19 protein-coding genes and 5 pseudogenes are annotated in these 26,372 nt (G+C 70.1%); 14 read left to right on the forward strand and 10 right to left on the reverse strand.

What is annotated here, in order from left to right; all coding sequences use genetic code 11:
* Positions 1-53: 53 nt before the first annotated feature.
* Complete coding sequence (locus HK415_RS22840) at positions 54-1,193, reverse strand: alpha/beta hydrolase family protein (RefSeq protein ID WP_171563695.1); 1,140 nt, start codon at positions 1,191-1,193, stop codon at positions 54-56.
* A gap of 127 nt (positions 1,194-1,320) precedes the next feature.
* Between HK415_RS22840 and HK415_RS22845 the strand changes: the two genes are divergently transcribed.
* The gene (locus HK415_RS22845; RefSeq protein ID WP_171563696.1) at positions 1,321-1,767 is read left to right on the forward strand and encodes a helix-turn-helix domain-containing protein; all 447 of its coding nucleotides are present in this window, start codon (positions 1,321-1,323) and stop codon (positions 1,765-1,767) included.
* Positions 1,768-1,917: 150 nt separating this feature from the next.
* Entirely contained in the window at positions 1,918-2,202 is a 285-nt protein-coding gene (locus tag HK415_RS22850) for a hypothetical protein (RefSeq protein WP_171563697.1), read from the forward strand.
* Here HK415_RS22850 and HK415_RS22855 read toward each other — a convergent pair.
* Entirely contained in the window at positions 2,192-3,085 is an 894-nt protein-coding gene (locus HK415_RS22855) for a LysR family transcriptional regulator (protein ID WP_171563698.1), read from the reverse strand. The genes HK415_RS22850 and HK415_RS22855 overlap by 11 nt on opposite strands.
* Positions 3,086-3,168: 83 nt before the next feature.
* Between HK415_RS22855 and HK415_RS22860 the strand changes: the two are divergent.
* From HK415_RS22860 to HK415_RS22885, 6 genes and pseudogenes are all read left to right on the forward strand, one after another.
* A pseudogene (locus HK415_RS22860) lies at positions 3,169-5,321 on the forward strand (thiamine pyrophosphate-dependent enzyme).
* Entirely contained in the window at positions 5,318-6,901 is a 1,584-nt protein-coding gene (locus HK415_RS22865) for an indolepyruvate oxidoreductase subunit beta family protein (protein WP_171563699.1), read from the forward strand. The pseudogene HK415_RS22860 and the gene HK415_RS22865 overlap by 4 nt, the downstream one beginning before the upstream one ends.
* Before the next feature lie 34 nt (positions 6,902-6,935).
* On the forward strand, positions 6,936-7,931 hold the full coding sequence (locus HK415_RS22870; protein WP_253262380.1) for a Bug family tripartite tricarboxylate transporter substrate binding protein: 996 nt from the start codon (positions 6,936-6,938) through the stop codon (positions 7,929-7,931).
* Entirely contained in the window at positions 7,931-8,347 is a 417-nt protein-coding gene (locus tag HK415_RS22875; protein ID WP_171563700.1) for an acyl-CoA thioesterase, read from the forward strand. The genes HK415_RS22870 and HK415_RS22875 overlap by 1 nt, the downstream gene beginning before the upstream one ends.
* A gap of 40 nt (positions 8,348-8,387) precedes the next feature.
* Positions 8,388-9,596: an acyl-CoA dehydrogenase family protein gene (locus HK415_RS22880; protein ID WP_171563701.1), complete on the forward strand. Its 1,209-nt coding sequence runs from the start codon at positions 8,388-8,390 to the stop codon at positions 9,594-9,596.
* Between the two features lie 8 nt (positions 9,597-9,604).
* Positions 9,605-12,073 carry a response regulator gene (locus HK415_RS22885; protein WP_216370083.1) on the forward strand — a complete coding sequence of 823 codons (2,469 nt, stop codon included), beginning with the start codon at positions 9,605-9,607 and terminating at the stop codon, positions 12,071-12,073.
* 3 nt (positions 12,074-12,076) lie between these two features.
* Here the strand turns inward: HK415_RS22885 and HK415_RS22890 are convergent, their stop codons facing one another.
* From HK415_RS22890 to HK415_RS22905, 4 genes and pseudogenes are all read right to left on the reverse strand, one after another.
* On the reverse strand, positions 12,077-12,640 hold the full coding sequence (locus tag HK415_RS22890; RefSeq protein ID WP_256373129.1) for a cysteine hydrolase family protein: 564 nt from the start codon (positions 12,638-12,640) through the stop codon (positions 12,077-12,079).
* Positions 12,641-12,705: 65 nt separating this feature from the next.
* On the reverse strand, positions 12,706-13,659 hold the full coding sequence (locus HK415_RS22895; RefSeq protein ID WP_171563703.1) for a tripartite tricarboxylate transporter substrate binding protein: 954 nt from the start codon (positions 13,657-13,659) through the stop codon (positions 12,706-12,708).
* Between the two features lie 35 nt (positions 13,660-13,694).
* Positions 13,695-14,764 (reverse strand): annotated as a pseudogene (locus tag HK415_RS22900) (tartrate dehydrogenase).
* 23 nt (positions 14,765-14,787) lie between these two features.
* On the reverse strand, positions 14,788-15,942 hold the full coding sequence (locus HK415_RS22905; protein ID WP_171563603.1) for a hypothetical protein: 1,155 nt from the start codon (positions 15,940-15,942) through the stop codon (positions 14,788-14,790).
* 100 nt (positions 15,943-16,042) lie between these two features.
* Between HK415_RS22905 and HK415_RS22910 the strand changes: the two genes are divergently transcribed.
* Positions 16,043-16,948, forward strand: a complete 906-nt coding sequence (locus HK415_RS22910) for a LysR family transcriptional regulator (RefSeq protein WP_171563704.1) — start codon at positions 16,043-16,045, stop codon at positions 16,946-16,948.
* A gap of 1 nt (position 16,949) precedes the next feature.
* Here HK415_RS22910 and HK415_RS22915 read toward each other — a convergent pair whose 3' ends face one another.
* From HK415_RS22915 to xdhC, 3 genes and pseudogenes are all read right to left on the reverse strand, one after another.
* Positions 16,950-18,266: a glycerate kinase type-2 family protein gene (locus HK415_RS22915; RefSeq protein ID WP_171563705.1), complete on the reverse strand. Its 1,317-nt coding sequence runs from the start codon at positions 18,264-18,266 to the stop codon at positions 16,950-16,952.
* A gap of 46 nt (positions 18,267-18,312) precedes the next feature.
* A pseudogene (locus tag HK415_RS22920) lies at positions 18,313-19,514 on the reverse strand (urate hydroxylase PuuD).
* A 128-nt stretch (positions 19,515-19,642) separates the two neighbouring features.
* Positions 19,643-20,429 (reverse strand): annotated as a pseudogene (xdhC, locus tag HK415_RS22925) (xanthine dehydrogenase accessory protein XdhC); the annotation flags it as partial.
* 131 nt (positions 20,430-20,560) lie between these two features.
* On the opposite strand from xdhC, the gene HK415_RS22930 reads away from it, so the two are divergent.
* Positions 20,561-21,088 (forward strand): hypothetical protein, encoded by a 528-nt coding sequence (locus tag HK415_RS22930; protein WP_171563706.1) that lies wholly within the window; start codon positions 20,561-20,563, stop codon positions 21,086-21,088.
* Between the two features lie 51 nt (positions 21,089-21,139).
* On the opposite strand, the gene uraH is transcribed toward HK415_RS22930, so the two are convergent.
* Positions 21,140-21,493, reverse strand: a complete 354-nt coding sequence (uraH, locus tag HK415_RS22935) for a hydroxyisourate hydrolase (protein WP_171563707.1) — start codon at positions 21,491-21,493, stop codon at positions 21,140-21,142.
* Between the two features lie 64 nt (positions 21,494-21,557).
* Between uraH and HK415_RS22940 the strand changes: the two genes are divergently transcribed.
* The 4 genes and pseudogenes from HK415_RS22940 (at position 21,558) to HK415_RS22955 (ending at position 26,197) form a co-directional block, all read left to right on the forward strand.
* Entirely contained in the window at positions 21,558-22,223 is a 666-nt protein-coding gene (locus HK415_RS22940; protein WP_171563708.1) for a GntR family transcriptional regulator, read from the forward strand.
* A gap of 10 nt (positions 22,224-22,233) precedes the next feature.
* Positions 22,234-23,178, forward strand: a complete 945-nt coding sequence (gene puuE, locus HK415_RS22945; RefSeq protein ID WP_171563709.1) for an allantoinase PuuE — start codon at positions 22,234-22,236, stop codon at positions 23,176-23,178.
* A gap of 1 nt (position 23,179) precedes the next feature.
* A pseudogene (uraD, locus tag HK415_RS22950) lies at positions 23,180-24,980 on the forward strand (2-oxo-4-hydroxy-4-carboxy-5-ureidoimidazoline decarboxylase).
* The gene (locus tag HK415_RS22955; RefSeq protein WP_171563710.1) at positions 24,977-26,197 is read left to right on the forward strand and encodes a M20 family metallopeptidase; all 1,221 of its coding nucleotides are present in this window, start codon (positions 24,977-24,979) and stop codon (positions 26,195-26,197) included. The pseudogene uraD and the gene HK415_RS22955 overlap by 4 nt, the downstream one beginning before the upstream one ends.
* Positions 26,198-26,372: the final 175 nt, after the last annotated feature.

Below are 26,372 nucleotides of genomic sequence, written 5' to 3' on the forward strand. Positions count from 1 at the left end.
CCCGACAGGCTTGTCGGCGAATCGGAGCCCTTCCACCCGCCCCATGTGGGAAATCACAGCCGCAGGATCCAGTCAGCGATCACTTCGCTGACCTCTTCCACGCGTTCCGGCTGGCCTGCCAGGTAATGGTTGCCGCCCGCGATGTCGACGTTGCGGATGCGCTCGCCGCCGGCGGCCAGCCAGGCAGCCCGCGTGCTGGGAAAGGTCGACTGGTCGGCGGTATAGGTGCAAAGCAGCGTGGGCACCGTCGTGCGCGCCAGGTTGGCCGGTCCCTCGGCGCGGCTGCGCGGCGACCACTGCGACAGCCAGGCCGTCAGAGAAGTGACCCGCCCCATCTGGCTGGCCGCGTAGTTCACCGCCCGCGCCCCGGTCGCGCCGGCGCCCCAGACGCTGCCGATGGCGCGGTCGTTCGCATCCAGCGAGAGGTCCAGGAAGCGCGGGTCCGCGTGGGTGCGGTGCACCACGAACACCTCGTCGCGCGGACTGCCCGGGGCGGCCTGCGCGCGCAGGTGCTGCAGCCGCTGTGCCACCCACCGGTCGATGCGTTCGTAGCGCTGCTGCTGCGCGTTGCGGAAGCGCTCGAGGAAGGCATGACCGTAGGGCGGACCGTTGCGCGCGTCGTACATGTCCAGCCACGGATCCACCGACAGGCCGTCGTGTTCGTCGGTGAGCGAGGGGTCGATCCACTGGCGCATGAGCGTCGAGCGCCCCTCGTGCGCCGCGCACAGGGCGAGTCCCTGCACCGGCGGCAGGTCCTGCGGCGTCAGGCCGGCGGGGTCGCCATCGGGCATGTGGGTGATGGAGAGCTGCTCCGCCTGCGCCTGGTAGAACGCCGCCAGCGCGGCGCCGCCGGAATTGCCGACCAGCACCACCTTGTCGTAGCCCTGCGCGCGCAGGAACTGCACGCCGGCGCCCAGGTCCTGGAGTACCCGTTCCATCAGCAGCAGGGTGTCGTTGCCGGCATAGCGCGAGTTCAATCCCATGCAAGCCACCCCGCGGGCCGCCAACGGCGCGACCAGGTAATGGCCCATGAAGTTGCTGGCCGGATGCATGACGATCGCCGCCGCCTTCTTCGGCCCCGCCGGCCGGATCCATGCACCATAAATGCGCGGCCGCAGCAGCTGCAGCCCGGACTGGCTCTCCATCGCGGCGCCCGGCTTGACGTCGATGACGGCGAGTTCGGGGTGTTGCATGCGCAGCATTGTGTCGCAGCCACCATGGGCAGCCCGCTCATGCGCGTCTATGATGGCGCCAAAGGGAGTCATTCACCGGCGCGGCCGCAAAGCGGTACACGGTCGCGCCGGGCTCGACGAAAGAACAATGCCGAACATCGCCGCCGTCCTCAAGGACGAGATCGCCCGGATCGCGCGCAAGGAAGTCCGCGCCCAGACCGGGGATTTCAAGAAGGCCTCCGCCCAGTACCGGACCACCATCGCGGCGCTGCGGCGCCGGGTGGACGAACTGGAGCGCCAGCTCAAGCGCGTGGGCAAGGGTTCGGCCCGCGCCAGCGCCAACTCCCCGGAAGACCAGGACGACTCGGGCAAGCCGCGCCGCTTCAGCCCGGCACGGCTGGCGTCGCAGCGGCGCAAGCTCGGGCTGTCCGCCGCCGACTTCGCGACCCTGCTCGGCGTTTCGGGGCAGTCGGTCTACAAGTGGGAGCATGGCGAAGCGCGGCCGCGCGCGCGGCAGCTGGAGGCGATTGCCGCGCTGCGGGGCATCGGCAAGCGGGAAGCGGCGGCGCGGCTGGAGAAGATGCAGGAGAAGTAGGCTGGCGGTGAGGCGCAGCCGAACCCCGGCGCTGTGCACACCGCTGGGGTTCCTTCGTCACCCCAGCCTACAAGAAGGCCGCGCTCGTCCTAAGCGAACCGGCGCCGGCCACTGACAAACTCCGCCCTCCCGCTGCGCCACCCTGCGCAGATGGATACCCCCAAGCTGGAGCTCGCTCGCACCGAGCTCGATTTCCTGCAGCGCCTCCTGCTCGACGTGCAGCGCCGGCTGGACGCAGCCGAGGACGCGGAGAAGGTTGCCGCGCTCGAGCTGGCGCTGGCCATGCTGCAATGGGACGGCACCACGCCGCCCGAGCTGGACGCGCAGGTCGGGCTGGGCGCCGCGGTGCAGATGAAACTGGGGCTGGACGCCATGTGCGCCTACCGCCAGTGGCGCAACGAGCGGCGCAAGAGCGCGGCCAGCCTCACGCCCTGAACAGCTCCCCGATCACCCCGCGCAGCCAGCGGTTGCCGGGGTCGGCCTCGAAGCGCCGGCTCCAGTGCAGCGACACCACGAAGTCGCGATTCGGGAAGGCCGGCTCCACGATCGCATAGCCGTCGCCGAAGCCGCGCGCGATGTTGCGCGGCATGATCGCCGCCAGGTCGGTGTCCTTCACGATCGCCGGCAGCACCAGGAAGTGCTCGGTCACCAGCCGCAGCCGGTCGTCCAGCCGCATCTGCTGCACGATGCGCAGCGTGTCCACGTGCGAACGCACGGCGACGAACTCCAGCTCGCGCAGGCCCTCCAGCAGTGCCGCCCCGGTGCGCCGCCGCCGCGTGAAGGGGTGGCCCTCGCGCAGCAGCACCACGTAGCGGTCCTCCAGCAGCTTCAGGCGCTGCGTCTCCTTGACCATCGGCAGGAAGCCGAAGGCGAAGTCGATCCGGCCGGAGTCCAGCGCCTCGGTGATCTGCTCGCGCGGCACCGGCCGCGTTTCCACCCGCACTTCGGGAGCGTGCGCGCGCAAGGCCATCATCAGCTCGGGCAGGAAGCGGCTCTCGCCGATGTCGCTCATGTGGATGTGGAAGGTGCGCCCCGACTGCGCCGGCTCGAAGCCCGCGGTCTCGCCGAGCGCCTCCTCGAGCGTCACCAGCGCATGCCGCACCGGCACGGCCAGGCGCTGCGCCTTGGGCGTGGGCTGCATGCCGCGCGCCGTTCGCATGAACAGCGGGTCGCCGATCAGCGTGCGCAGCCGGCTCAGTCCCTGGCTGGCGGCCGGTTGCGTCAGGTCGAGCAGCTCCGCCGCCCGGCTGACGTTGCCGGTGCGGTAGACCGCGTCGAACAGCCGCAGCAGGTTGAGGTCCAGGTCCCTGATATGCATTGTGCTAATACCGCATAGTCGCCTCATTGTATTGATGGATGGCGGTTCCGGGCCCACACTGGCGCGTTCCCGGAGAGCATCCCTTGGAAGTTTCATTCAGCAAGGAAATCGAGTCGCTGCGCCTGGGGGCGGGCGACACCTTCCACGGCGAAGGCATCATCGCCATCACCAAGGCGCTGCTGCAGTCCGGCGTGGCCTACGTCGGCGGCTACCAGGGCGCGCCCGTGTCGCACCTGCTGGACGTGATGGTCCAGGCCAAGGGCTACATGGACGAGCTCGGCGTGCACGTCGAGGCCTGTTCCAACGAGGCATCGGCAGCGGCGATGCTGGGCGCGTCCATCCACTACCCGCTGCGCGGTGCGGTCACCTGGAAGTCCATCGTCGGCACCAACGTGGCGGCCGACGCGCTGTCCAACCTCAGCTCGCCGGGCGTCACCGGTGGCGCGCTGATCGTGGTGGGCGAGGACTACGGCGAGGGCGCCTCCGTCATCCAGGAGCGCACGCACGCCTTCGCGCTGAAGTCCGGCATGTGCCTGCTGGACCCGCGGCCCGACCCTCGGGGTGATGACGCGCATGGTGGAAGAAGGCTTCCGCCTGTCCGAAACCTCCAGCATGCCGGCGATCCTGAGCTGCGCATCCGCGCCTGCCACGTGCGCGGCAGCTTCGCCGCCAAGGACAACGTCAAGCCGCTGGTGTCCACGCGCGCGCTGATGGCGGACCCGGCGAAGTTCGACTACATGAAGCTCGCGCACCCGCCGGTGACCTTCCGCCAGGAGAAGCTCAAGGGCGAACAGCGCATCCCCGCCGCCCGCAAGTACATCGCCGAACAGAAGCTCAACGAACTGTTCCCGGGCCGGCACGCCGACCTGGGCATCATCGTGCAAGGCGGCATCTACAACGCCCTGATCCGCAGCCTGCAGCAGCTGGGGCTGGCCGACGCCTTCGGCGAGACCGACATCCCGATCCTCTGCCTGAACGTGACCTACCCGCTGGTGCCAGAGCAGGTCGCCGACTTCTGCATCGGCAAGCGCGCCGTGCTGGTGGTGGAGAAGGCCAGCCCGAATACATCGAGCAGGAGATCGCCACCCTGCTGCGCCGCCGCGACATCCAGACCAGGCTGCACGGCAAGGACCTGCTGCCTTCCGGTGGCGAGTACAGCGTGGAAGTGGTGTCCAACGGCCTGGTGTATTTCGCCACCAGCTACCTCCAGGGCGCCGCCACGGAAGACGCGCGGCGCTGGCTGGCCGCCAACACCGACCGCCGCCAGGCCGCCGCGGCCGCGCTGGACCAGCCGCTGCCGGCGCGCCCGCCCGGCTTCTGCATCGGCTGCCCGGAGCGGCCGGTGTTCTCCGCGCTCAAGCTCGCGCAGCAGGACATCGGCAACGTGCACATCGCCGCCGACATCGGCTGCCATGCCTTCGGCACCTTCGAGCCCTTTTCCATGGGCCACTCGATCCTGGGCTACGGCATGTCGCTCGCCTCGCGCGCGGGCGTCTCGCCAATGATGCAGCCCCGCACCCTGGCCATCATGGGCGACGGCGGCTTCTGGCACAACGGCCTGCTCACCGGCGTGCAGAGCGCCCTGTTCAACGGCGACGACGCCGTGCTGCTGATCTTCAAGAACGGCTACACCTCGGCCACCGGCACCCAGGAGATCCTGTCCACGCCGAGCGAGGACGCCAAGTTCGCGCAGGCCGACAAGGCGCGCAGCATCGTCCACACCAACCAGACCATCGAGTCGGCCCTCAAGGGCCTGGGCGTGCAATGGATGAAGACGGTGCACACCTACGAGGTGGAGCAGATGCGCTCCACGCTGACCGAGGCCTTCACCAGCGACTTCAATGGCCTGAAGGTGATCATCGCGGAAGGAGAATGCCAGCTGGAGCGCCAGCGCCGCATCAAGCCCTGGATCGCGAACCTGCTGAAGAAGGGCGAGCGCGTGGTGCGCGTGAAGTACGGCGTGGACGAGGACGTGTGCAACGGCGACCACGCCTGCATCCGCCTCTCGGGCTGCCCCACGCTGACGCTCAAGGACAACCCCGATCCGCTCAAGGTGGACCCGGTGGCCACCGTGATCGAGGGCTGCGTGGGCTGCGGCCTGTGCGGCGCCAACGCGCACGCGGCCACGCTGTGCCCCAGTTTCTACCGCGCCGAAGTCGTGCAGAACCCCAAGTGGCACGAACGGCTGCTCCACTCCTTCCGCAGCGCCATCGTGCGTGCGCTGCAACCCGCATGAAGCAAGCCCCGATTTCCCTGTTGATCTGCGCCCTGGGCGGCGAAGGCGGCGGCGTGCTGACCGAATGGCTGGTCGAGACCGCGCGCCACGCCGGCTATCCCGCGCAGGCCACGTCCATCCCCGGCGTCGCGCAGCGCACCGGCGCCACCACCTACTACATCGAGGTGTTCCCGGTCGCGATCAAGGACCTGGGCGGCAAGCGCCCGGTGTTCAGCCTCAACCCGGTGCCGGGCGCGCTCGACGCGATGGTCTCCTCGGAGCTGCTGGAGACGGCGCGCCAGGTCGGCAACGGCATGAGCTCGCCGGAGCGCACGCTGGTGATCACATCGTCGGCGCGAACGCTGACCACGCAGGAGCGCATGCAGCTGGGCGACGGCCGCACCGATGCCGCCGACCTGCTCAAGCTCGTGCGCCAGTTCAGCCGGGCGCACCAGGTGTTCGACATGGCCGCGATCGCGAAGGAAGCGGGGACGGTGGTCAGCGCCGTGATGCTGGGTGCGATCGCCGGCAGCGGGCTGTTCCCGTTCCCGCGCGAGGATTACGAGGCGGTGGTGAAGGCCGGCGGCAAGGGCGCCGAGGCGAGCCTGCGCGGATTCGCGAAAGCCTTCGACATCGTGGCGCAGGGGAAGGTGCAGGCCGACTTCGTGGCGCTGATCCTGGCGCCCACACCTGCACCGCAGGTGCCCGTCGCCACCGCCTTTCCGCAGCCGGTGCGGCAGATGTTCTCCCTCGGCCACGCCCGCCTGCTCGAATACCAGGGCCAGGCCTACGCCGACCTCTACGTCGAGCGCCTGCAATCGGTGCTCGCCGCCGAACGCGAAGCCGATCCGCAGGGAGCGAACAACTTCGCCACCACCGCCGAGATGGCGCGCTGGCTGGCCCTGTGGATGGCCTTCGACGACATCGTGCGCGTGGCCGACCTGAAGAGCCGCGCCTCGCGCTGGACCCGCGTGCAAGGCGAAGTGAAGGCTGGCGATGACGACCTGCTGAAGGTCTGGGACCACTTCAAGCCCGGCATCCCCGAATTCGCCGCGCTGCTGCCGGCAGCGCTCGCGCGACGCCTGCTCGCCTGGGACCGCAGGCGCAGCGCGAGGGGCCGGCAGCCCTGGGCGATGCCGCTGAAGATCGGTACCCACAGCGTGTTCGGGATGCTCGCCCTGCGCGGCCTGGCGTCCCTGAAGTGGCTGCGCCCGCGCGGCAGCCGCTTCGTGCTGGAGCAGCGCATGATCGCGCAGTGGCTGCAAGGCGTGCTGGAAGGCACGCGGCGCGACTGGCAGCTCGGTCACGAGATCGCGCTGTGCGGGCGGCTGATCAAGGGCTACGGCTCCACCAACGAGCGCGGCAAGGAGAACCTGCTGCACGTGCTGGAACACCTGGCGCGCGGCAGCATCGCGGCCGAAGCGGCCGCGGCGGTTCGCACCGCACGCGAAGCCGCATTGGCCGACGACGCCGGCAAGGCGCTCGATGCCGCCCTCGTGCAGCACGGCGCGCCGCCGCGCCCGGTCAAGGCCGTGCCGATCCGCTGGGTGCGCAAGCCGCGCGGCCTGACTGAGGAAAGCACCGAACTGAAGGCGCATTGAGCTCGCATACGATCAGAAGCAGAAGGAGACAGACATGAAGAACCACCGCATGCTGCAGCGCGCCCGCCGCACGCTGCTGGCCGCCGCCGTCGCGGCGCTCGCCCTCCCCGGAGTCGCCTTCGCGCAGGGCAGCTTCCCCAGCAAGCCGATCCGCGTGGTGGTGAGCTTCCCGCCCGGGGGTGCCGCCGACCAGATCGCGCGTGCCGTGTCCGAGCCGCTGTCGCAGGCCCTGGGCCAGCCGGTGGTGGTGGAGAACCGCGCCGGCGCCAACGGCAACATCGCCGGCGAGTTCGTCTCCAAGCAGCCGGCCGACGGCCACACGCTCCTCATGAGTTCCGGCGGCACGGTGTCGATCAACCCGCACCTGTACCAGAAGATGGCCTTCGACCCCACGAAGGACCTGGTTCCGGTGGCGGCCGCCGCGCGCGTGCTGGTGTTCCTCGAGGTGAACCCGGCGAAGGTGCCGGTCAACACCGCCAAGGAGTTCGTCGACCACCTGCGCAAGAACCCCGGCAAGCTGACCTTCGGCTCGCCCGGCAACGGCAGCTCGCCCCACCTGGCAGCGGAGATGATGAAGGCGCAGGCCAACGTGTTCGCCACGCACATCCCCTACCGCGGCGCCGCGCCCGCGATGCAGGACCTGCTGGGCGGCCAGATCGACTTCATGTTCGACCCGGGCATCGGCCTGCAGCACGTGAAGGCCGGCAAGCTCAAGCTGCTGGCCGTGGGCAGCCCCAAGCGCTCGCCGCAGTTCCCCGACGTGCCGACGCTCGACGAGATGGGCATGAAGGGCTTCGACGCCGACACCTGGTTCGGCTTCTACGCCCCGGGCGGCACGCCGCAGCCGGTGGTCGCGCGCCTGAACACCGAGATCAACAAGGTGCTGCGCAGCGCCGGCTTCATCGAGCGCATGAACGCGATCGGCGCGATCCCGGCGCCGATGAGCCCGCAGGACTTCGCGGCCCGCGGCCAGATCGACAGCATCCGCTTCGGCGCCCTGATCCGCGCGCGCAACATCAAGGGAGACTGATGCGGGAAGTCGTCTACACCGTGCACGTGGAGTTCGGCGACTGCGACCCCGCCCGCATCGTCTGGTTCCCCAACTTCTTCCGCTGGATCGACGCGGCCTCGCGCCATTTCTTCGTGCAATGCGGCGTGCCGCCCTGGCACGAGACCGAACGGACGCTGGGCGTGATCGGCACGCCGCTGGTGGATACGCACGCGAGGTTCGTGAAGACCGCGAGCTACGGGGACACCCTGCAGTTCCACACCAGCATCGCCGAATGGCGCGGCAAGAGCTTCGTGCAGCGCTACCGTGTCACGCGCGGCGAGGACCTGATCATGGAATGTGACGAAGTGCGAATCTTCGCCGGCCGGCGCGAGGGCGACACGCCCGGCATCCGCGCCCTGCCGATCCCGGACGACATCCGCCGCCGCTGCGAATAGCGCCCGCCGGCTTGCTCGGCGCCGTCCTACAGGCTCTGCCATGCGGCCGCCACACACTGGCGGCTGTTTTTTCCCACACGGCCCATGGACGACCACCTCCCCCGCGCATCCGCGCGCTGCAGGACCTCGCGCGCGAGGTCGTGGAGGCGCACGTCGCCCCCGGGCGAGCGAAGTGGACGCGCAGGCCCTGTGGCCTGCCCACTCCATGAAGGCCTTCGCCGAAGCGGGACTGATGGGCTTGCAGGTTCCCACGGAACTCGGCGGCCACGGCCAGGGCCTGGTGGCGCTGTCGGTGATCACCGAGACCATCGCCCGCGCCTGCCCATCGTCCGCGCTGTGCTTCGGCATGCACTGCGTGGGCACGGCCGTGATCGCGGCCAAGGCGTCCCCGCATCACGAGGAACGCTACCTGCGCCCCATCGCCGAGGGCCGCCACATCACCACGCTGTCCCTGTCGGAAAGCGGTTCCGGCACGCACTTCTACCTCCCGCGCACGCGTCTGACCCAGATGGAGGACGGCTTCGTCATCGACGGCGAGAAGCAGTTCACCACCAACGGCGGCCACGCGGACTCCTACGTGCTCTCGGTCGCGCCGGCCGGCGGCGAGTCGGCGCAGGCGGGCGACTTCAGCTGCGTCGTGCTGGATGCCGGCACCGACGGCGTCGAATGGCTGCAGCCCTGGGCCGGCCTGGGCATGCGCGGCAACTCCTCGCGCGGCCTGCGCCTCACGCGCGCGCGGGTTCCGGCGGCCAACCTGCTGGGCGAGCAGGGCGACCAGCTCTGGTACGTGTTCGAGGTGGTGGCGCCCTATTTCCTGATGGCCATGGCGGGCACCTATCTGGGCATCGCTCAGTCGGCGCTGGAAGCGACCGGGCTACACCTGCGCAGCCGCCGCTACGCGCACAGCGGCGACGCGCTGGCGGACGCCGACGTGCTGCAGCACCGCTACGCGTCCATGTGGATGGCGGTGGAGCGCACGCGCGGCCTCGTGCGCGAGGCGGCCGCCCGCGGCGACGCCGGCCACGCCGACGCCTTGCCCTGGATCCTGGCCTGCAAGGCCGATGCCGGCGACACCGCGGTGCAGGTGACCAACGACGCCATGACGCTGTGTGGCGGCGTGGCCTACCGCGAGAACAGCCGCATCGCGCAGATGCTGCGCGATGCGCGCGCCAGCCACGTGATGGCCCCGACCACCGAGGTGCTCAAGCTGTGGCTGGGCCGCTCGCTGCTGGGCGTGCCGCTGCTGTAGCGATGCGCATGGAAGCGATCCTCGCCATCGCCGCGAGCGGCCCCGAAGCAGCCGAAGCCGATGCGGCGCGGCTGGCCGCGCAGGGCGTGGGCGCGCTGTGCGCCTTCGTGCCGCAGGCTGCGCTGGCGCAGCGCCTGGCCGTCAACGAGCCCGCGGAGGCGGGCGGCGTGGTGATGCTGCTGCCCTCGCTGGCCAACCCGCTGGCCGTGGCCCGCACGGTGCACGCCGCCTGGCCGCAGGCCTACCTGCTGATCGTGCGCGCGGAGGACGACCTTCCGCGCTTGCGGCGCGATCTCGGCATCGCGCCCATGCTGGGCCGCCAGTGGAGCCTGGCCGCCGTGGCGGAACCGGAACTGACGACCGCGCTGCGGCAGGCCCTGGCCTCCAGCCGCCAGCGCCGCCAGCTGCGCACCACGCTGGCCAGCGCCAATGCGAGGTTGCGCGAGACGCACGCCGTGTCGCTGGGCGAATACCACCGGCTGGTCACTTCGGAACACCACCTCTCCAACTTCCTGCGCCACTCCCAGGCCGCGGTCCTCGGCCTCGACGCGGCGGGCACGGTGCTGTTCTGGAGCGAAGGCGCCGCCGAGCTCCTCGGCGTGACGGTGCGCAGGGCGCTGGGCCGGCCGCTCGCGGAACTCGGGGACTGGGCGCGGGAGATCGTGCAGGCCGCCACCTCGCTCGCGCCCGAACATCCGCGGCAGCTGGTCGAACAGATGGTCCACCTGGGCGGGCAGGAGCGCGCGCTGGAGGCGATGCTGCTGCTCACGCCCGCGGTGGCCGCCGGCGCGCGCGGCACCTCGGTCGTGCTGCGCGACGTGACGGCGCGCCGGCGTGCCCAGGACCAGCTGCGCGAAGCCAACCTGCAGCTGCAGCGGCTGGTCTCCGAACGCACCGAGGCGCTGGAGAAGAGCCAGCTCGCGCTGCTGCAGGTGCAGAAGCTCGAGGCCATCGGCAAGCTCACCGGCGGCGTCGCGCACGACTTCAACAACGTGCTGCAGGTGATCGGCAGCAACCTGCAGCTGCTGCAGCCGCTGGTGCAGGACGCCGGCGAGTCGGAGCGCCTGCTGCGCGCCGCGCTGGCGGCAGTGGATCGCGGTGCGCGCCTGTCTTCGCAGCTGCTCGCGTTCGCGCGCCGGCAGCCGCTGGATCCCGTGCCGCTCAACGTCGGGCGCAAGCTGCACGAGATGGACGACCTGCTGCGGCGATCGCTGGGCGAGCACATCGAGGTGGAGAGCTCGCTGGCCGCCGGCCTGTGGACCACGCTCGCCGACGGCGGCCAGCTGGAAAACGTGATCCTCAACCTCGCGATCAACGCCCGCGACGCCATGCCCGAAGGCGGCCGGCTGACGCTGGAAGCCGCCAACGTGGTCCTCGACGAGGAGTACACGCGGACCGTCCCCGACCTGACCCCGGGCCAGTACGTGATGCTGGCGGTGTCCGACACCGGCCAGGGCATGCCGCCCGAGGTGGCGGCGCAGGCCTTCGAACCCTTCTTCACCACCAAGCCCGAGGGCAAGGGCACGGGCCTGGGCCTGAGCATGGCCTACGGTTTCGCCAAGCAGAGCGGCGGCCACATCCGCATCTACAGCGAACCGGGCCAGGGAACGACGGTGAAGCTGTACCTGCCCCGCTCCTTCGAGAAGGAAGTCATCCCGCCGCGGCATCCCACGGGCCCGGTGCAGGGCGGCAGCGAAACCATCCTGGTGGTGGAGGACGACCTCGCGGTGCAGGCCGTCGTGGTCGCCACGCTGCAGAGCCTGGGCTACCGCGTGCTGCGCGCCAGCGATGCCCAGGCCGCCCTGAGCATCCTGCAAAGCGGCGTGCACGTGGACCTGCTGTTCACCGACGTCGTGATGCCCGGGCCGCTGCGCAGCCCCGAGCTGGCGCAGCGCGCGCGCCAGCTGGTGCCCGGGATCGCGGTGCTGTTCACGAGCGGCTACACTCAGAACGCCATCGTGCACGGCGGCCGCCTGGACCCGGGCGTCGAGCTGCTGAGCAAGCCCTACCGGCAGGAGGACCTGGCGCGCAAGGTGCGCCACCTGCTGCTGCTGCACCGGCAGCAGGCGCGCACGCCGAAGCCGGCAGAGCCCGCGGAGCAGGCCGACGAACCCTCGTCGCCGGCGGGCGCCCTGCGCGTGCTGCTGGTGGAGGACGAGGCCGAACTGCGGGAAGTGACGCAGCAGATGCTGGAGCTGCTCGGGTGCCGCGTGCAGGCCGTCGCCAGCGCCGAAGCGGCGGACGCCGCGCTGCGCGCGGGCAGCTTCCACCTGCTGCTCACCGACATCAGCCTGCCCGGTCGCAGCGGGCTGGAGCTGGCGCGCGAAGCCCGCGCGCTGAACCCCGAGATGCAGGTGGTCGTGTCCTCCGGCTACGGCAAGGCCGATACCGACGCCGACACCTGGAACCTGCCCAAGCCCTACGGCCTGCCGGAACTGCAGTCCCTGATCGAGCGGGTGCAGGCGACCGTGGCCTGAGCTTCAGCGCCGCGCGCGTGCCGGGCGCACGTCGCACTTGAGGATGTCGCGCATGTACTTCACCGCCGCGGCCTTGGCCTGCGGCGTCTCGGCGGCGGTGCAGTCCGCCGGCACCCACACGCCCTCGAAGCCGCGCAGGAAGGCGTCCGCCGCGGTCATCTGCACGCACATGTCGGCGGACAGGCCGGCCACGATCAGTTCGCGCGCGCCCATGTCCTTGAGCAGCAGCTCCAGGGCGGTGCAGTAGAAGGCGGAGTGGCGCGGCTTGAGCAGCGTGATGTCGTGCGGCCGGGGGCGAGCATGCGCGCGATCTCGCCGCTGATGTCGTCGCGCTCGCAGCACTGCGTCACCAGGCCGTGGAAGTCCGACTGCCAGGAGCCGTAGTTGTCGTTGGCGTAGACCACCGCCACCTTCTGGCCCTCGAGCTGCTCGCGCAGCCGCCACGGTGGCGCGGGCCGCGACCAGCGCCGGCTTGGCGAGCTTGTCCGCGCCGGGGAAGTTCAGCGGGTTGATGAAGTCGACGAGGATCAGCACGCGCCGGCTGCGCGGCACCTTGGCAGGTTTCATGGGCAGGAATGCAAACGGCGCCCATGGTAGGGCGCCGTCGCGGCCGGTCCTGTAGGAACCGGGCTTTACTTCTTGCCGAGGCCCAGGAGCGCGGCGCCCTCGGTGTACAGCTTCACCTTGCCGGCCATGAAGCCGTCCATTTCCTCGACGCCGACGTTCACCAGCTCGAAGCCGCTCTTGGCCGCCAGCTCCTTCATCTCGGCGTCGTTGTTCATGGCGCGCCACAGGTCCGACAGGCGCTTGCGTTCGGCCGCCGGGGTGGACTTGGGCACGCCGATGCCGCGGTAGGCGCCGTCGACCCAGTCCACGCCCAGTTCCTTGAAGGTCGGCACGTCGGGCATCAGCGGATGCCGGCGGTCCATCGCCACGGCCAGCGGGCGGATGCGGCCCTTGTTGTTGATGGCGAAGGCGGTGTACGTCATCGCGCCGTCCACCTGCGCGCCCATCACCGAGGTGGCCATGTCGCCCGTGCCCTTGAACGGCACGTAGATGGTCTTCACGCCGAAGGCCTTGTTCATGCGCTCGTGCGCGGCGTGGTTGGCGGAGTTCTGCCCCGAGCCGCCGAGGCTCAGCTTGCCGGGGTTGGCCTTGGCCGCCTTGAGGAAGTCGTCGAAGTTGCGGATCGGGCTCTGCTCCGGCACCACCAGGATGTCGGGCGTGTAGTGGAACCAGAACACCGGGGTGACGTCCTGCGTCTTGTACTGCACCTGGCCTTCGATCGGCTGGAACACGATGTGCGGCAGGTTCACGCCGACCACGTTCATGCCGTCGCCCGGCAGCTGGTTCATCTGCGTCCACATCAGCGCGCCGCCGGCACCGGCCTTGTACTGGATGATGGTCTCGATGTTGGGGCAGCGCTTCTTCAGCACGACCTGCTGGTGGCGCGCCGACAGGTCGGACTCGCCGCCCGGCGGGAAGGCCTGCCAGTACATGACGTTCTTCTCGGGACAGGGCGCGGATTGCGCCATGGCCACGGGGGCCAGCAGCGCGAGCACGAGGGTGGAAAGGATGCGGATCATCGGTTGGTCTCCTTGTTCGACATTGGGCCCGCGGGTCAGCGGTTCTTCAACCGGGAAACTACCGCCGCCGTCACGTCAACCGTCTTCGCCTTGCCGCCGAGGTCGCCGGTATGCAGGTTCTTGTCGGCGGTGATTTCCTCGATGGCCTTCATCAGGCGCGCGGCCGCTTCCTTCTCGCCGAGGTGCTCGAGCAGCATCACGCAGCTCAGAAGGTGCCCACCGGGTTGGCGAGGCCCTTGCCCATGATGTCGAAGGCCGAACCGTGGATCGGCTCGAACATGCTGGGGTAGCGGCGCTCGGGATCGATGTTGCCGGTGGGCGCGATGCCCAGGCTGCCGGCCAGGGCGGCGGCCAGGTCGCTCAGGATGTCCGCGTGCAGGTTGGTGGCGACCAGCGTGTCGAGCGAGGCGGGGCGGTTCACCATGCGCGCCGTGCAGGCGTCCACCAGTTCCTTGTCCCACTTGACGTCCGGGAACTCCTTGCTGACCGACAGCGCGATCTCGTCCCACATCACCATCGCATGGCGCTGCGCGTTCGACTTGGTGACCACGGTGAGCTGCTTGCGCGGGCGCGACTGCGCCAGCTTGAAGGCGAATCGCATGATGCGCTCGACGCCGGCGCGGGTCATCATGCTCACGTCGGTGGCGACCTCGATCGGGTGGCCCTGGTGGGCGCGGCCGCCGACGCCGGCGTACTCGCCCTCGGAGTTCTCGCGCACGATCACCCAGTCCAGGTCCCTGGGCGCGCAGCGCTTCAGCGGCGCGTCGATGCCGGGCAGGATGCGCGTGGGCCGCACGTTGGCGTACTGGTCGAAGCCCTGGCAGATCTTCAGCCGCAGGCCCCACAGCGTGATGTGGTCCGGGATGTGCGGGTCGCCGGCGGAGCCGAACAGGATGGCGTCCATGTCGCGCAGCGCCTCCAGGCCGTCGTCCGGCATCATCTTGCCGTGCGCCCGGTACCAGTCGCCGCCCCAGCCGAAGTGTGCGAAGGAGAACGTGAAGTCGGCGCCGCTGCCGGCCAGCGCCTGCAGCACTTCCTGCCCCGCGGGGATGACTTCCTTGCCGATGCCGTCGCCGGGGATGCAGGCGATCCTGTAGGTCTTCATGGGAGTTCCTTTCAGCGCGCACTCTAGACCGGTGGCGCCGGAAAGAACGCCGCCGCCTTCATCCCATTGTTAACCTGGCCGGCAACAATGTCGGCCGCGCTCAGAGCGCCTTGTTCAGGTCGATGTCCAGGCCGGCCTGCTTGAGCTCGCGGGCCAGCAGCAGGCGCCAGACGCCGCCCGGATCCAGCGGCACGCGGGTGATCGCGTCGAGGCCGGGCGCGGAGCCCTGCGGCGCGAACAGCAGGCAGACGCGGGCGGCCCCGAGCACGCCCAGCAGGAAGCCGGTCTCCATCGGGCGGTCGGCGCGCATCAGGATCGCGAACTCGACGTGGCGCAAGCTTCTCCAGCGCTTCGGCGGAGGGCGTGGCGCCGGACCCGGGCACGGGCTCCAGGCCCATCTGCTTGAGGAAGGCGCTGAGCGCCTTGGCCGATTCATCGCCCGCGCGGCACACCACGGCCACGCGGCCGGTGCCTTGCGCCGCCGGCGCGAAGCCGTTGGTGGCCGGGCTGCGTGCGGCAGGGGCGGTGGCCTTGGCGGGGGCGGGCGTCGGAGTGGGTGGAGGTGTCGGCGCCGGGGTCGGCGCAGGCGTCGGCGCCGGGGTCGGCGCAGGCGTCGGCGCCGGGGTGGGTGCGGGCGTCGGTGCGGGCGTCGGTGCGGGAGTCGGTGCCGGCGTCGGTGCGGGAGTCGGTGCAGGAGTCGGCGCAGGAGTCGGCGCTGGCGTCGGAGCCGCAGTCGGTTCGGGCGTGGGTGCCGGCGTCGGCGCGGGGGTCGCTTCCGGCTTGAACTCCTCCACCATCGTCGCCGGCCCGGACACCAGCTGCTCCAGCCTTTCCTCGAGCAGGTCGTTGACCGCGCCCAGGCGGTTCATCGCCGCCGCCAGCGCCTTCTTCACCTCGGCGTGGAATTCGTCCTGGGTGTAGCGGTCCCCGAAGGTCGCGTCGAGCGCCTCGTCGAGCGGGCCGATCGCGTGCTGCTTGTACAGCGGCGAAGCCAGGCCGAGGGCTTCGCCCACCAGCTTGTTGACGTTCTTCTGCACGCCTTCGAGCCGCCCGTCCCAGCGGTCCGAGATGCCGGACACGTCGAAGTTGCGCAGCTCCTTGATGCGCCTGGCGATGCGATCCTGCACCGCCTCGATCTCCACGCGGCTCTGGGCTCCCCCAGGCTTCCCGTTCGACATGCCCCGCTCCTCAGTGTCCGGTCACTTTACCAGCGGGTGCCGGAGGAACGCGAGCGGGGGCCGGGCAGAATGCGTGGGATTGTTAACCCGTGTCTCACCAATGCCTCACCCGGGTGCCTCGCAGGAAATGCAGTTCTTCAGCGTGCTGATGCGATGCGGCAGCCTGTCCGCCGCCGCGCGCGAGCTGCAGGTGAGCCCGCCGGCCATCAGCAAGCGGCTGGCGGCGCTGGAGGCCCGGCTGGGCGTGACGCTGCTCAATCGCACGACGCGGCGCCTGGCCCTCACCCACGAGGGCGAGACCTACCTGGGCAACGCCCGGCGCATCCTCGGCGAGATCGAGACGCTGGAGCGCGAACTGCAAGGGGCCCGCTCCGAGCCGACCGGCCTGCTGCGCGTGAACGCCACGCTCGGCTTCGGCCGCACGCATGTCGCCCCCGCCATCGCCACCTTCGCGCGCACGCACCCGAAGGTGGAGATGCAGCTGCAGCTGTCGGTCAACCCGCCTCCGCTCAGCGACGACGCCTTCGACGTGTGCGTGCGCTTCGGCGAACCACCGGAAGCGCGCGTGGTCGCCCGCCTGCTGGCGCCCAACCGGCGGCTGCTGTGCGCCTCACCGGCCTACCTGCAAAGGCAGGGGACGCCGCGCACGCCGCACGAGCTGGCGGCGCACAGCATCATCGCGATCCGCCAGGGCGAAGAGGCCTACGGCTCCTGGCGCCTGCGCTCCGGCAAGCGGGTGGAAACGGTGCGGGTGCGCGGCAGCCTGAGCACCAACGACGGCGAGATCGCCGTGAACTGGGCGCTGGCCGGCCACGGCATCGTGCTGCGCGCCGAGTGGGACGTGGCGCGCTACCTGCGCAGCGGCCGGCTGCGCCAGGTGCTGGAGAACTGGCAGACACCGCCGGCGGACATCCATGCGGTGTACCCGGTGCGGCACCAGGGGACGGCGCGCGTGCGCGCGTTCGTGGATCACCTGGCGGAGCATTTCGCGAAGCTGGCGCTCTAGCTCACAGCACCAGCATCGCCCGGAAGTCGTTCACGTTGGTATGCGTCGGCCCGGTCACCACGAGGTCGCCGAGCGCATGGAAATAGCCGTACGCGTCGTTGCGTGACAGGTAGCCATCGATCTTCATGCCCTGCGCCAGCGCCCGCTGCAGCGTGTCCGGCCCTATGAAGGCACCGGCGTTGTCCTCCATGCCGTCGATGCCGTCGGTGTCCGCCGCCAGGGCCCAGACGCCGGCCTGTCCCTGCAGCGCCTGCGCGAGGCCCAGGCAGAACTCGCCGGCCCGGCCACCGCGGCCGCGTGCCGTGCCTTCGGGCTGCTTGCGCACCGTGACGGTGGTCTCGCCGCCCGAGAGGATCACGCAAGGGCGGCCGAAGGGCTGGCCGCGCAGCGCCACGGCGCGCGCGAGCGCCGCGTGCACCTTGCCGACCTCGCGCGATTCGCCTTCCATCTCGTCGCTGAGGATGTGGGCCTCCAGTCCCGCAGCGCGCGCGGCGGCGGCCGCGGCTTCCAGCGACTGCTGCGGCGTGGCGATCATGTGCACTTCCTGGCCCTGGAACACCGCGTCGGCGGGCTTGGGCGTTTCCAGCGCGCCCTGCTCCAGCAGGCTCATGATGGCGCCGGGCACCTCGATCGCGTAGCGCTGCAGGATCGCCACCGCGTCGGCGCAGCTGGTCGCGTCGGGCACCGTCGGCCCGCTGGCGATGACGGAAGGGTCGTCGCCCGGCACGTCGCTGATCGTCAGCGTGACCACGCGCGCGGGCGCGCAGGCGGCCGCGAGCCGGCCGCCCTTGATGCGCGAGAGGTGCTTGCGCACGCAGTTCATCTCGGTGATGTTGGCGCCGGAGTCCAGCAGCTGGCGGTTGATGCGCTGCTTGTCCTCCAGCGTCAGGCCCTCGGCCGGCAGCGTCAGCAGCGCCGAGCCGCCGCCGGAAATCAGGCACAGCACCAGGTCGTCGCTCGTGAGGCCGCGCGTGAGCGCCAGGATGCGTTCGGCGGCCTGCAGGCCGGCCGCGTCCGGTACCGGGTGCGACGCCTCGACCACCTCGATGCGCTCGCGCACGCCCGCGGGGCGCGGCGGCGTGTGGTGGTAGCGCGTGACCACCAGGCCCGACAGCGGGGCGTCCTGCGGCCAGAGGGCCTCGACCGCCTGCGCCATCGCGCCGCCGGCCTTGCCGGCGCCGAGCACCAGCGTGCGGCCCCTGGGCGGCCGCGGCAGGAAGGGGGCGGTGTTGTGCAGCGGCAGGGCACGGTGCACCGCGGCGCGGTACAGGTGTTCCAGGAAGGCGCGGGGTTGCGTGCGGGGGTCGGGCGCGGTCATCGGGGGTCTCCAGCGCCCGATTGTGACGCGCCCGGCCCGCCGGGGCTCACTCGGTCTTCGCCCCGCCCTCGAACCAGCGCCCCACCAGCACCCGCTCCGCATCCGTCATCTGCGTCGCGTTGTTCAGCGGCATGGTCCTGGCCACCACCGACTGCTGGTACACGGCCTGCGCGTGCTGCTTCACGGCCTGCGGCGTGTCCAGCCGCACGTTCTTCATCTGCAATTGCGCGCCGTGGCACTGGTAGCAGCGCTGCTCCAGCACCTTCTTCAGCGCCGCGTAGTCGGCGCTGCCCACCGGCGCCTTGGCCGCCTCGCTGGGCTGCGGCGTGAGCCAGGCCACCACCGCGGCGATCACCACCACGCCGACCAGCGCGTAGCCCAGCGGATGCCGGTTGCGGCCCAGCTTCCAGCCATGGCGCATCACGAAGAACTGGCGGATCGCGGCGCCGGCGAACATCATCAGGATCAGCACCAGCCAGTTCAGCTTGTGCGTGTACAGGAAGCTGTAGTGGTTGGACAGCATCGCGAACAGCACGGGCAGCGTGAAGTAGGTGTTGTGCACGCTGCGCTGCTTGCCGCGCGCGCCGTGGATCGGCTCCACCGGCTCGCCCGCCGCGATGGACTTCACCACCTTCTTCTGGCCGGGGATGATCCAGAAGAACACGTTCGCGCTCATGGCCGTGGCCAGCATCGCGCCCACCAGCAGGAAGGCCGCGCGCCCCGCGAACCAGTGGCAGGCCAGCCAGGAGGCGACGCACACCAGCACCAGCACCAGGGCGCCCACGATCGCATCGCCCTTCTCGCGCTGGCCGAAGACGCGGCAGATCGCGTCGTAGAGCAGCCAGAACACGACCATGAAGGACAGCAGCGAACCGCAACGGCCGCGGCCGGCGACCAGTCCATCAGCGACTTGTCGACCAGGTAGGCGCCCGCATTCCACAGGTAGGAAACCGTGAACAGCGCGAAGCCCGAGAGCCAGGTGGAATAGCTTTCCCAGAAGAACCAGTGCAGGTGCGGCGGCAGCTGCGGCGGCGCCACGGCGTACTTCACCGGGTGGTAGAAGCCGCCGCCGTGCACGGCCCACAGCTCGCCCGTCGCGCCCTGCGCGCGCAGCCTGTCGTCACGCGGCGGCGTGAGGCTGCTGTCCAGGAAGACGAAGTAGAAGGAGGAACCGACCCAGGCGATTGCCGTGATCACGTGCAGCCAGCGCAGCAGCAGGTTGGCCCAGTCGAGGAGGTAGCTTTCCATGTCTCATGACCCCGGAGGACCTGCTCACCACCGCGGGCGCTCTGAGCAGAGGAAAGTCGCGCCTGTTCCGCGCCGCTGCGACTTGTGGACGAAAGTGTATACAGCCTGCGGGGCTCAGGGAAGGGAGCCTGCAGCAGCTGTGCCGCCACGGCGACGGCGATCACCTCCGGCTGCTTGCCCGCGATGCCGGGAATGCCGATCGGGCAGGTGACCTGCGCCAGTTCCTGCTTGCGGAAGCCCCGTTCCTCCAGCCGGTGGCGGAAGGTCGCCCACTTGGTCTTGCTGCCGATCAGTCCCACGTAGCGCAGGTCGCCGCGTTCGCGCAGGCGCTTGAGGCAGGCGGCGACGATGTCCAGGTCCTCCGCGTGGCTGAAGCTCATGACCAGCACGCGCGAGTGCGGCGCCAGGTCCGCCACGGCGGCGTGCACCGGGTCCGAGTGCTCGCAGGTGACGTTGTCCGGCACCCGGTCCGGGAAGATCTCGTCGCGGCTGTCGATCCAGGTCACGTCGAACGGCAGGGTGCCGAGCAAGGTGACCAGCGCCTTGCCGACATGGCCGCCGCCGAACAGCGCCAGGGGCGCCGCTTCGTTGTGCAGGCGCTGCTCCACGGACCGCGCGTCGGACGCCGCGAGCCGCTCGTACCGCAGGTGCACCACCCCCGCAGCACTGGCCCAAAGTGGGCCCGAGCGGATAACGCAGGACGTCCGCACCGGTGCCGCCCGCGAGCCGGCGGCGCGCCTCCTCGATGGCTTGCAGTTCGAGGTGGCCGCCACCGATCGTGCCGGTCACGGTCCGGGCAAAGACAGCCATCCAGGCGCCTGCGTCGCGCGGCACCGAGCCGGCGGTCTCGTGGACGGACACCAACACAGCATCCTCCACCCCCAGCCGTTCCGTGACTTCTTTGATGGGCAGCATTTATTAGGACGTAGCGAAAGGCAAGTACACGATGCGATTGGTAACGAAGGTCATCATGGCGCCGCGGAACCGCGTTGTAGATTCCGCTGGCGCTTCGCCCCAGTAAGCAAAGCACACCGCGAGGACAACCCATGAAGTATCACCCGACACTGCGTCTTGCCACTCCCGCGCTGCTTGGCGTCGCCGCCCTGCTCGCTTCCTGCTCGTCGCCGCCGCCGGAGCCCCCGCGCGCCGCCGCTCCCGCCCCCGCTCCGGCCGCACCGGCCGCCAGGGTCGCGCCGCCGCAAGTCGCCTCCTCCCCGCAGATGGTGATCAAGTCGTCCAATGCGCAGGATCCGCGCGCCTACCGCAAGGATGCGGCGCAGCATATCTACGCCAAGAACAGCGAACGCATCTGGAAGGGCCGCATGCCCCCGCTGCTGTACGCCGTGGGCGTGCTGCAGGTGGAAGTGGACGGCCAGGGCCAGGTACGCAACCTGAGCTGGATGCGCGCCCCCAAGCACGCGCCGGAAGTGATCGCCGAGATCGAGAAGACCGTGAAGGCCGCCGCCCCCTACCCGGCACCGGCCCGCATGGGCAAGGTGGTCTACACCGACACCTGGCTGTGGCACAAGAGCGGCCGCTTCCAGCTGGACACGCTGACGGAAGGCCAGGACTGAGTCCACCGCGGCACTTCGAAAAGGCCGGCTGACGCCGGCCTTTTTCATTGTTCAGGAGCCGCGGTAGGTGGAATAGCTCCACGGGCTCACCAGCAGCGGCACGTGGTAGTGCTGGTCGGCGTGGGCGATGCCGAAATCCAGCGTCACGCGGTCCAGGAAGGGCGGGTCCGGCAGCGCGATGCCGCGCGAGCGGAAGTACGCCGCCACCTCGAACACCAGCCGGTAGGTTCCCTTCTTCAGGTTCGCGTCGTCGAACAGCGGCCCTTCCGGGTTGCGGCCGTCCGCGTTCAGCACGAAGCGCTTGACCAGCGCGGGCTCGCCCTGGCCCGTGGCATAGAGCTCCACCGCCATGCCGGGCGCCGGCGTGCCGTGCATGGTGTCGAGGACGTGCGTGCTGAGGCCCATGGCGATCTCCGGGATTGTCCACCGGAGTGTATACACGTTTCTCCGCCCCGGCTATCATGGCCGCATGCAGTCCTCCCCGACCCGCACCATCGTCGAGACGCTCACGCGCGCCATCGTCGAGCACCGGCTGCAGCCAGGCACCAAGCTCGCCGAGCAGAAGCTGGCCGACCACTTCGGCGTGTCGCGCACGCTGGTGCGGCAGGCCCTGTTCCAGCTGGTGCAGAAGCACCTGGTGCGCATGGAGCCGGCGCGTGGCGCTTTCGTCGCCGCGCCCACGGTGGAGGAGGCGCGCCAGGTGTTCCAGGTGCGGCGCCTGCTGGAAGCCGAGGTGGTGCGCGAGTTCATCCGCAAGGTGACGCCGGCCAGGCTGAAGGCGCTGCGCGAGCACATCGCGCAGGAGAAGGCCGCCATGGGCCGCGAGGACGCGAGCGAGCGCCAGCAGCTGCTGGGCGACTTCCACGTGCGCATCGCGGAGCTGGCCGACAACACGGTGCTGGCGCAGATCCTGCGTGACCTGGTGTCGCGCAGCTCGCTGATCACGCTGATGTACCAGCGGGACAGCTTCGCCGCGCATTCGCAGGAGGAGCACGTTGAGCTGGTGAAGGCGCTCGCCGCGAAGGACGAGAAGCGCGCCGTCAGGCTGATGGAAGAACACCTGCTGCACGTGGAGGAAAGCCTCGCCTTCGACCGCCCCGTCCCCACCCACGACATCGCCGTCGCCCTCGCCTGAGCCACCCGCCATGACCCACGTCTACGACTCCACCGCGCCCTACCCGCGCGACCTCGCCGGCTACGGCCGCAACCCGCCGCACGCGCAGTGGCCCGGCCAGGCACGCATCGCCGTGCAGTTCGTGCTGAACTTCGAGGAGGGCGGCGAGAACTCCGTGTTGCACGGTGACGCCGGCTCCGAGCAGTTCCTGTCGGAGATGTTCAACCCCGCGGCCTATCCCGAGCGGCACCTGAGCATGGAAGGCATCTACGAATACGGCTCGCGCGCCGGCGTGTGGCGCATCCTGCGCGAGTTCGAGCGGCGCGGGCTGCCGCTCACCGTGTTCGGCGTCAGCACCGCGCTGGAGCGCTGCCCGGACGTCACGCAGGCCTTCGCGGAACTGGGACACGAGATCGCCTGCCATGGCTGGAAGTGGATCCACTACCAGGGCACGCCGGAAGCGGTGGAGCGCGAGCACATGCGGCTGGCGATGGAGGGCATCGCGAGGCTCACGGGCGAGCGGCCGCTGGGCTGGTACACGGGACGCGACAGCCCGAACACGCGCCGTCTGGTGGCGGACTACGGCGGCTTCGACTACGACAGCGACTACTACGGCGACGACCTGCCCTTCTGGATGAAGGTGCGCAGGACCGACGGCAACACCGTGCCGCACCTGGTGGTGCCCTACACGCTGGACTGCAACGACATGCGCTTCGCGCTGCCCCAGGGCTACTCGCACGCCGATCCCTTCTTCCAGTACATGCGCGACAGCTTCGACGCGCTCTATGCCGAAGGCGACGAGGCGCCGAAGATGATGAGCGTCGGCATGCACTGCCGCCTGCTCGGGCGGCCGGGCCGCATCACCGCGCTGCAGCGCTTCCTGGACCACGTCGCCAAGCACGATCGCGTCTGGGTCTGCAGGCGCATCGACATCGCGCGCCACTGGAAGCAGGTCCACCCTTACCAGGAGGGCTGACATGCCCCTCACCATCGAACAAGTCAACGCCTCCGACACTGCCGAAGCCGCCCGCCTGCTGGACGGCCTCTACGAGCACTCGCCCTGGATCGCGCAGCAGGCGCTGGCCGCCCGGCCGTTCCGGTCCCTGAGCCACCTGAAGCAGGCGATGGCGGACATCGTGCGCCAGGCACCTGCGGAAAAACAGCTCGCGCTGATCCGCGCCCACCCCGAGCTCGCCGGCAAGGCGATGGTCTCCAGGACGCTGACGGCCGAATCCACCAACGAGCAGGGCAAGGCCGGACTGACCGACTGCACGCCCGAAGAGTTCGCGCGCATCCAGCAGCTCAACGCCGACTACAACGCGAAGTTCGGCTTTCCCTTCATCCTGGCGGTGCGCGGGCCGCGCGGCACCGGCCTCACGCGCGGCGAGATCATCGCCACCTTCGCGCGGCGGCTGGACAACCCCCGATTTCGAGCGCGCCGAAGCGCTGCGCAACATCCACCGCATCGTGGAGCTGCGCCTGAACGACAAGTTCGGCGTGGAGCCGACGCTGGGCAACCTGGTGTGGGACTGGCAGGAGACGCTGGCGCAGCACAGCGACCCGGGCTTTGCCGAGAAGGGGCAGCTGACCGTCACCTACCTGACCGAAGCGCACCGGGCGGCGGCGAAGCAGATCGCCGCGGACATGCGCGAGTGCGGTTTCGACAGCGTGGAGATCGACGCCGTGGGGAACGTCGTTGGGCGGCTTGATCCTGCTCCTCCCCCCTCCGGGGGAGGGCTGGGGTGGGGGCGCTACCTGCTGACCGGCTCCCACTACGACACCGTCCGCAACGGCGGCAAGTACGACGGCCGCCTGGGCATCTTCACGCCCATGGCCTGCGTGCGTGAGCTCGCGCGCTCCGGCCGGCGCCTGCCCTTCGGCATCGAGGTGGTCGCCTTCTCGGAGGAAGAAGGCCAGCGCTACAAGGCCACCTTCCTGGGCTCGGGCGCGCTGATCGGCCATTTCAACCCGGCCTGGCTGGACCAGAAGGACGCCGAGGGCGTCACCATGCGCGAAGCCATGCGCAACGCCGGCCTGCCCGCCACCATCGAGGCGATCTCCGCGCTCAAGCGCGACCCGGCGCGCTACCTCGGCTTCGTCGAGGTCCACATCGAGCAGGGTCCGGTGCTCAACGAACTCGACATCCCGCTGGGCATCGTCACCTCCATCAACGGCGGCGTGCGCTACCAGTGCGAGGTGAACGGCATGGCCAGCCACGCCGGCACGACCCCGATGGACCGCCGGCGCGACGCCGCGGTGGCCGTCGCCGAACTCGCGCTGTACGTGGAACAGCGTGCCGCGCGCGACGGCGACTCGGTCGGCACCATCGGCATGCTGCAGGTGCCCGGCGGCTCGATCAACGTGGTGCCGGGCCGCTGCCTGTTCTCGCTGGACCTGCGCGCGCCACGCGATCCGCAGCGCGATGCGCTGGTGGCCGACGTGCTGGCGAAGCTCGCGGAGATCTGCGAGCGGCGCGGCCTGCGCCACGGCGTGGAAGAGACCATGCGCGCCGCCGCCGCGCCGAGCGCCCCGCCCTGGCAGCAACGCTGGGAGCAGGCCGTGGAATCGCTGGGCGTGCCGCTGTACCGCATGCCCAGCGGCGCCGGGCACGACGCGATGAAGCTGCACGAAGTGATGCCGCAGGCCATGCTGTTCGTGCGCGGGCAGAACTCCGGCATCAGCCACAACCCGCTGGAATCCACCACCAGCGACGACATCCAGCTGGCCGTGCTGGCCTTCCAGCACCTGCTGGAGCAGCTGGCGAAGGAAATCCGATGAGCCCCCACGAGAAACTCGATGCCTGGATCGACGCCCACTTCGACGAGGAAGTGCGCTTCCTGCAGGAGCTGGTGCGCGTGCCCACCGACACGCCCCCGGGCAACAACGCGCCGCATGCGGAGCGCACCGCCGAACTGCTGAAGGGCTTCGGATTCGAGGCCGAGAAGCATCCGGTGCCGGACGCGGAAGTCAAGGCGCACGGACTGCAGTCCATCACCAATGTGATCGTGCGGCGGCGCTACGGCGAAGGCCGCACCATCGCTCTGAACGCGCACGGCGACGTGGTGGCCCCCGGCGAGGGCTGGACCCGCGATCCCTATGGCGGCGAGATCGCCGACGGCAGGATCTACGGCCGCGCCACCGCCGTGAGCAAGGGCGACTTCGCCAGCTTCACCTTCGCGGTGCGCGCGCTGGAGTCGCTGCAGGCGAAGCTGAAAGGCGGCGTCGAACTGCACTTCACCTACGACGAGGAAGTGGGCGGCGAGCTCGGTCCCGAGTGGCTGCTGAAGAACAAGCTGACCAAGCCGGACCTGCTGATCGCCGCCGGCTTCAGCTACGAGGTGGTGACCGCGCACAACGGCTGCCTGCAGCTGGAAGTCACCGTGCACGGCAAGATGGCGCACGCGGCGATCCCGGACAGCGGCATCGATGCGCTGCAGGGCGCGGTGAAGATCCTCAATGCCCTGTATGCGCAGAACGCGCTGTACAAGCAGGTCACGTCCAAGGTCACCGGCATCAAGCACCCCTATCTGAACGTGGGACGGATCGAAGGCGGCACCAATACCAACGTGGTCCCCGGCAAGGTGGTGTTCAAGCTCGATCGCCGCATGATCCCGGAGGAGAACCCGCAGGAAGTGGAGGCGAAGGTGCGGCAGGTGATCGCCGACGCAGCCGCCGGCTTCGCGGGCACGGTGGAGATCCGCCGCCTGCTGCTGGCCAACTCGCTTCGGCCGCTGCCGGGCGGCGAGGCCCTGGTGCAGGCGATCCAGAAGCACGGGAAGGCGCTGTTCGGGCAGGACATCCCCGCGATGGGCACGCCGCTGTACACCGACGTGCGCCTCTATGCGGCCGCCGGAATCCCGGGCGTCATCTACGGCGCCGGGCCACGCACCGTGCTGGAATCCCACGCCAAGCGCGCCGACGAACGCCTGGAACTGGAAGACCTGCGCCGCGCGACCAAGGTGATCGCCCGGACGCTCTACGACCTGCTGGCCTGAGCGCACCCGTCATCGGCCTCCACAGGCTCTGCAGCCGGGACGAAAGCGACGATGCCGCGTCTCCCCTCAGCTGACGACTTCCTTACATCGCGCGGCGGCTCTCAGGGATAGTCCCGACGCGTCGAGTGCCCGCGCGTCAGATGCGCGTCAGCCAGGCTGCCGAAGCTGAACTCTC

It is taken from the genome of Ramlibacter montanisoli (genome assembly GCF_013087525.1).
In the GTDB taxonomy this organism is placed as follows: Bacteria; Pseudomonadota; Gammaproteobacteria; order Burkholderiales; family Burkholderiaceae_C; genus Ramlibacter; species Ramlibacter montanisoli.

Bases quoted from the DNA above. Each gene is read 5' to 3' on its own strand.
- HK415_RS22940 (WP_171563708.1), top strand. From the start codon at position 21,558: ATGCAGTCCTCCCCGACCCGCACCATCGTCGAGACGCTCACGCGCGCC.
- HK415_RS22845 (WP_171563696.1), top strand. From the start codon at position 1,321: ATGCCGAACATCGCCGCCGTCCTCAAGGACGAGATCGCCCGGATCGCG.
- HK415_RS22915 (WP_171563705.1), bottom strand. From the start codon at position 18,266: ATGACCGCGCCCGACCCCCGCACGCAACCCCGCGCCTTCCTGGAACAC.
- HK415_RS22865 (WP_171563699.1), top strand. From the start codon at position 5,318: ATGAAGCAAGCCCCGATTTCCCTGTTGATCTGCGCCCTGGGCGGCGAA.
- HK415_RS22890 (WP_256373129.1), bottom strand. From the start codon at position 12,640: ATGAAACCTGCCAAGGTGCCGCGCAGCCGGCGCGTGCTGATCCTCGTC.
- HK415_RS22870 (WP_253262380.1), top strand. From the start codon at position 6,936: ATGAAGAACCACCGCATGCTGCAGCGCGCCCGCCGCACGCTGCTGGCC.
- HK415_RS22850 (WP_171563697.1), top strand. From the start codon at position 1,918: ATGGATACCCCCAAGCTGGAGCTCGCTCGCACCGAGCTCGATTTCCTG.
- HK415_RS22905 (WP_171563603.1), bottom strand. From the start codon at position 15,942: ATGTCGAACGGGAAGCCTGGGGGAGCCCAGAGCCGCGTGGAGATCGAG.
- HK415_RS22930 (WP_171563706.1), top strand. From the start codon at position 20,561: ATGAAGTATCACCCGACACTGCGTCTTGCCACTCCCGCGCTGCTTGGC.
- HK415_RS22840 (WP_171563695.1), bottom strand. From the start codon at position 1,193: ATGCAACACCCCGAACTCGCCGTCATCGACGTCAAGCCGGGCGCCGCG.
- HK415_RS22855 (WP_171563698.1), bottom strand. From the start codon at position 3,085: ATGCATATCAGGGACCTGGACCTCAACCTGCTGCGGCTGTTCGACGCG.
- HK415_RS22910 (WP_171563704.1), top strand. From the start codon at position 16,043: ATGCCTCACCCGGGTGCCTCGCAGGAAATGCAGTTCTTCAGCGTGCTG.
- HK415_RS22955 (WP_171563710.1), top strand. From the start codon at position 24,977: ATGAGCCCCCACGAGAAACTCGATGCCTGGATCGACGCCCACTTCGAC.
- puuE (WP_171563709.1), top strand. From the start codon at position 22,234: ATGACCCACGTCTACGACTCCACCGCGCCCTACCCGCGCGACCTCGCC.
- HK415_RS22895 (WP_171563703.1), bottom strand. From the start codon at position 13,659: ATGATCCGCATCCTTTCCACCCTCGTGCTCGCGCTGCTGGCCCCCGTG.
- HK415_RS22875 (WP_171563700.1), top strand. From the start codon at position 7,931: ATGCGGGAAGTCGTCTACACCGTGCACGTGGAGTTCGGCGACTGCGAC.
- HK415_RS22880 (WP_171563701.1), top strand. From the start codon at position 8,388: ATGCGGCCGCCACACACTGGCGGCTGTTTTTTCCCACACGGCCCATGG.
- uraH (WP_171563707.1), bottom strand. From the start codon at position 21,493: ATGGGCCTCAGCACGCACGTCCTCGACACCATGCACGGCACGCCGGCG.
- HK415_RS22885 (WP_216370083.1), top strand. From the start codon at position 9,605: ATGGAAGCGATCCTCGCCATCGCCGCGAGCGGCCCCGAAGCAGCCGAA.